At 74.5% G+C, this 5,052-nt stretch carries 4 protein-coding genes; 1 reads left to right on the forward strand and 3 read right to left on the reverse strand.

The genetic code is table 11. From position 1 onward, the window contains the following. Nucleotides 1-41: 41 nt before the first annotated feature. The 3 genes from ACR807_RS41000 to ACR807_RS41010 all read right to left on the reverse strand — a co-directional run bounded on the left by ACR807_RS41000 (nt 42) and on the right by ACR807_RS41010 (nt 3,812). Nucleotides 42-863, reverse strand: a complete 822-nt coding sequence (locus ACR807_RS41000) for a DUF2382 domain-containing protein (protein WP_438926948.1) — start codon at nt 861-863, stop codon at nt 42-44. Between the two features lie 429 nt (nt 864-1,292). Next, complete coding sequence (locus ACR807_RS41005) at nt 1,293-2,444, reverse strand: acyl-CoA dehydrogenase family protein (RefSeq protein WP_438926949.1); 1,152 nt, start codon at nt 2,442-2,444, stop codon at nt 1,293-1,295. A 216-nt stretch (nt 2,445-2,660) separates the two neighbouring features. Further along, the gene (locus ACR807_RS41010; protein WP_438926950.1) at nt 2,661-3,812 is read right to left on the reverse strand and encodes a hypothetical protein; all 1,152 of its coding nucleotides are present in this window, start codon (nt 3,810-3,812) and stop codon (nt 2,661-2,663) included. 437 nt (nt 3,813-4,249) lie between these two features. Here ACR807_RS41010 and ACR807_RS41015 point away from each other — a divergent pair, with 437 nt between their 5' ends. Next, nucleotides 4,250-4,981 (forward strand): dienelactone hydrolase family protein, encoded by a 732-nt coding sequence (locus ACR807_RS41015; RefSeq protein ID WP_438926951.1) that lies wholly within the window; start codon nt 4,250-4,252, stop codon nt 4,979-4,981. The last annotated feature ends 71 nt before the right edge of the window (nt 4,982-5,052 follow it).

Consider the following 5,052-nt stretch of genomic DNA (forward strand, 5'->3'; position numbering starts at 1 on the left):
GGGTGCCCTCGACGTGCCGGGCGCCGGATCGGTCGTCCTCGTCAGCCCCGGTGGCGGTCCCGGTCGACGGCGCCCTCGGTGTCGATGCGCTCCTTGCGCACCTGGCCCGAGACGGTCCGCTGGTCGGTCACCTGCTCCTTGGCCAGGCGCACCCGCTCCACCGGCTCGGCCTGGGTGTCGACCACCGGCCGCTCCTCGTGCAGCGTCACCTCGTGCTCGGCCTCGCTGATGGCCGGGCCGGAGAACGCCTCGCCGCGGTTGGCGTCGGTGATCGGCTCCCGCTCGACGCGGACCTCCTCGCGCCGCACGGGCACCTCGACCTGCTCGGTCTCGGTGACCACGTACTTGCGCAGCCGCGCCCGGCCCGCCTCGTGCTGCTCGGTGCCCACCCGCAGGTGCTCCTCCGAGCGGGTCATCGCGTTGTCGGTGTCGCGGCCTGCGTGGCCCGCGTGCTCGGCGTGGCCCGCGTGCTCGGCGCGGTCACGGGTGGTCGACGCGGTGCCGCCGTAGCCGGCGCTGCCGGTGCTGTCGTTGCCGGTGCTGTCGTTGCCGGTGGCGTAGTGGCGGTACAGGCGCTGCACCTCGGTGGCGTCGAGGCCGCCGTCCGGGTCCACGCTGGGCGCGTCCTTGACCTGCTCCTTGGTGCAGGTGGTGCGCAGGTCGCCGTCCGGCCCCTCGCTCAGCCCCCGCACCGGCAGGAACGACTGGCGCAGGCCGAAGAGGCCCGTCCTGACCGACACCCAGGCGGGCTGGTCGTCGCCGTCGGTGGCCCAGACCTGCTCCACGCTGCCGATCTTGTCGCCGGACCGGTCGCGGACGTCGCGGCCGTACCAGTGGCTGATGCGCTCCATGGTCGAAGTCATGTGTGGTTCCGTCTTTCCTTCCCCCGCGCAGCCGCGTTCGCGGACCGCTGGTGCGGGTCGAGTGCAGTCGGTTGCTCGCAGCACCCGTGCCGGGGCACGGGTGGCCCTGGAGATGACGGGGAGGACCTGTCGCGGCCCTCAGACCCGTAACGCGACCGGCGACGGCCGGTCGCGTCGGCACGTTCCGCGCCCGGAGGGGTGGTGGCCCGCCGAGCGCCGGGCGGTCGGGACACCCCGCCCGGGGGCGGTGGCGTCGAACACCGGGAACAACACCGCGGATCACCTCCTCCTCGTTTGTCGAGCGCCTCTGGCGTGCTGGCCAACGGTTACCCGAGCACGAAGGATGAACACACCTTCGGGTGGAATTTCCGGGTATGACTTGCCGTGCCCGCACGACCGCGATCCGTCATCCCCTTTGAGCGCCCGGCGTCAGAGCAGCAACGGCGTGCTCGGCTCGACACCGCACAGCGCGCGGCCGTGGTGCTCGATGCCGGTGGTGGGGGTCATGATCGCGTGCGTGGCCAGCGCCTGGACGTCCCGGGCGATCCGCTGGATGGGCAGTGCCGTGGCGATGCCCGACGCGCCCGAGGTCAGGCGCAGCGTCTCGACCGCCTCGGTGCAGAGCCTCGTCGCGTAGGCCACCCGGCCCCACACCTCCGCCTTGTCCTCGACGCCGCACGGCACGCCCGCGGCGATGCGCTCGTCCAGCAGGGCAGCCGCCCGGTCGGCGAGCAGGCGGGCGGAGTCGATCTTCAGCCTGGTCTCGGCGACCTGGTGGTGGGTGATCGCGGCGTCGCGGTGGTGGGTGTGGCCCGTGTAGGCGATCGGGCCGCGGCGCGGGAGGCGCTCCAGGTACAGCTCGTACGCGGCCTCCGCCATCCCGAGGAACGCCGCGACGGCGCTGGTCAGCAGGTAGGTGAGCGCGGGGTGGCGGTGGACGGGCGAGTCCGGGTGGCGCTCGCCGCGGTGGTCCTGGTCGAGCAGCAGCGCCGTCGGCACCGCGTGCCGGTGCGGGACGAAGACGTCCTGCCCGGACACGGTGTTGCTGCCGGTCCCCTCCATGCCGCTGACGCGCCAGTCGTCCTCGATCACCAGGTCGCGCGCGGGGATGACGAAGTGCGTCGGGGCGCCGCCCTCGACCACGGCGGGCTGGAACAGGTAGGAGGCGTCCAGGCAGCCGCTGTTGAACGGCCAGCGGCCGGACACGGAGTAGCCGCCGTCGACCGGCACCGCCCGTCCGGGCAGGGCCAGGGTGGTGCAGTGGAACGCCAGGCGGTCCGCGAAGACCTCGTCCTGCACGTCGTCGGGGAGCTTCGCGAGCAGGAAGACGGAGTCCAGGTAGATGGCCGTGACCCAGGCGGTGGAACCGCAGCCCCGGGCGACCTCGGTGAGGGCCGCGAGCTTCGTGCGCACGTCGCACCCGACGCCGCCGAAGCGCCGGGGCAGGGCCACGTGGAAGATCCCCGTCTCGCGCAGCGCGTCGAGGTTCTCGCGGGGGACGCGGCGGTCGGCGGCGCAGCGCGCGGCGTTGGCCCGGAGCAGGGGGACGAGGTCGCGCACCCGGTCGACGAGATCGGGCATGGTGTCCTCCAGTGCTCGTGACCCGGACGTCCGTCCGGGGCCACTGTGCCACAGGAGATCATCGGGAACGGCCGTGCGCGGCGCACGGCACCCGAACGGTCCCGTCCACCACCCGTGCGGCGGTCACCGCCACCGGCCGGCGCGTCACCGGACGGTTGACTCCTCTGTGGACGGTCCGCGCGGCCCGGTGGTCGACCGGACCGCGCGGGGCGGTGGTCAGGGCATGCGGGCCGCGATGGCGGCGGCGAGGGGTTCGAGGCGGGCGCGCATGTCGGCCGGGGTCCAGTCCGCGGTGCCGTTGGTGAGCCCGCAGTCGACGCGGACCCGGTGGAACCCGCGCGTGAACTCCAGGGTGAAGGCGGAGGCGGCGACCCCGAAGACCGCGCCGTCGCCGACACCGGGGACGTCCACCGCGCCCGCGATGTCGCGGCGGTCCTCCGCCAGCGCCGCCCGCGCCGCCGCGGCGTCGGGGTGCTGGGTGACCGCGACCTTGGGCGACATGCCCCCGTCCAGGTAGGTGGTGCCCGCGGGTGCCGGCCGGTCGCGGTCGAGCTGGGCGGTGGTCCGCCTGCACGTGCTGGTGATCGACCCCACCAGCGCCGTGTTGTAGGTGCGGTCCACGTTGGTGGGGTCGACGACGTGGTCGACCGCGTCCTGGAAGTCCGCGCCGGTGAACACGGTGCAGGCGTCGGTCACGACCCGCCGGCCGCCTTCGCTCAGCTCGCCGAGGTCGGCGGGCGCGCTGGGCCCGGTGCCCACACCCTTGACGACGGCGTCGACCAGCCCGGTGAGCGTGGCGTCGGGGATGGGCGGCTTCTTGTTGCTCCACACGAGGTTCAGCCGGAAGCGCGTGTTGCGGACCTGGCCGAAGACCTCCGCGCCACCGTCCTCGTCCTTCACGACGGCGTTCCCGACGCCCGGCAGCGACCGGCCCTGCTGGAGGGGCTTCTCCTTCGCGGGCCCCTCCTCGGCGTACTGCTCCAACTCCAGCGACAGGCTGCGGAACACCGCCTTCTCGTGGTCGACCGGCCTGATGTCGCAGAGCGACCGCACCAGGAAGGGCCGCGGCGACGCCGGGTCGGCGGTGGGCAGGGGGTCGGCGAAGGACTCCTGCACCAGCAGGCCGTCGTCGCCGGTCGGCCCGATCCGGGCGGTCGTGCTCGACGGGTCGAGGAGGCCGCAGGCGTTGACGTACTCGAACCGGCCGATGCAGTAGTCGCCCGCGCACCCGGCGTCCCCGGCCGCCTCGCCGTTCCGGCCGCCGCCCGGGGAGCCGTTGCCCTGGGACCCGCCGCCCCGGGTCGACCAGACCACGACACCGGCGGCCAGGACCAGGAGCAGGACCAGCGCCAGGAGCACCCACACCACCCCGCTCCTGCGCCGCGGGGGCGGGGGCGGTCCGCCGTGCGCCGGTCCGCCGGGGTGGGCGGGCCAGGGCTGCGGTGCGGGCCAGGGCTGCGGTGCGTGACCGGGCTGCGGGCCCCCCGGTCCCCCGGGCCCCTGCGGGTACGGCGGTGGTGACGACATGCCCGGCACTGGATCACACCCGTTCTCCCAGGTGGACAGGTGCGGTTCCGCCGGTCCACGAACTCCGGCGACTTCGACGCCCCGGACCGCTCCCGGGTTCCACCGCGAAAAACCGGTGGCGGCCCACCGCGGCCGCTGCTACCTTCCCGACGCCGTGCTGGAGACCGAGGAGGTGGTACCCGTGAACATGTCGACGTGGGTGCTCCCCCCTGGGGTCACGGTCGGGCGGTAGGTCGTCCGGGAGCGCCGTTCACCGAGCACTCCCGAAGGGCACGACCATGCGTTTCACCTCCGAACAGCACCTCGACGACGGTGTCGTCGAGCGCGAGTTCACCCTCGGCGACATCCCCGGCGTCCTGTGGACGCCCCGGGCCGCGCCGGCACCGACCCCGTTGGTCCTGCTCGGCCACCCCGGCGGGCTGCGCAGGATGCACCCCCGCCTGGTGGCCCGCGCCCGGCACGCCGCGGCGGCGGGCTTCGCCTCGGCCACCATCGAGCTGCCCTGGGCCGGTGACCGGCCCCCTTCCGCCGACCTCGAACAGGCCCGCGCCGACCTGGTCCGGGCGCTGGAGGCCCGCGAGCCGGTCGGTGACGACGTGGTCGACCGGCTGGTCCTCCCGCTGGTCGACCGGGCGGTCCCGGAGTGGCGGGCGGCCCTGGACGCCCTCCTCGCGCTGCCCGGCATCGGCGGCCCGGTCGGGTACTCGGGAGGGGTGATCGCCATCGGCACCCGGCTGGCGGTGGTCGAGCCGCGCATCTCGGCCGCCGTGCTGTTCGCCGGGAGCTTCGTGCCCCGCGTGACGTTCGAGGAGGCCCGGCGGGTCACCGTCCCGCTGCTGGTCCTGCTCCAGTGGGACGACGAGGGGAACGACCGGCGGATGGCCCTGGACCTGTTCGACGCCTTCGGCTCGGCGGAGAAGACGCTGCACGCCAACACGGGCGGGCACACCGGCGTCCCGGCGTTCGAGGGGGACGACGCGAACCGGTTCTTCGCCCGGCACCTGAGGTGAGGCCGGAGCGGGCCCTGGCCGACAGTCCCTGACGTCGGGACTCCGCTGAACCCCGCGCGGGACGAGCACCC

This window comes from Saccharothrix sabaoui, from assembly GCF_051756985.1.
Taxonomy (GTDB): Bacteria; Actinomycetota; Actinomycetes; order Mycobacteriales; family Pseudonocardiaceae; genus Actinosynnema.

Coding starts and splice junctions, on each gene's coding strand:
- ACR807_RS41000 (WP_438926948.1), bottom strand. CDS start 863: ATGACTTCGACCATGGAGCGCATCAGCCACTGGTACGGCCGCGACGTC.
- ACR807_RS41005 (WP_438926949.1), bottom strand. CDS start 2,444: ATGCCCGATCTCGTCGACCGGGTGCGCGACCTCGTCCCCCTGCTCCGG.
- ACR807_RS41015 (WP_438926951.1), top strand. CDS start 4,250: ATGCGTTTCACCTCCGAACAGCACCTCGACGACGGTGTCGTCGAGCGC.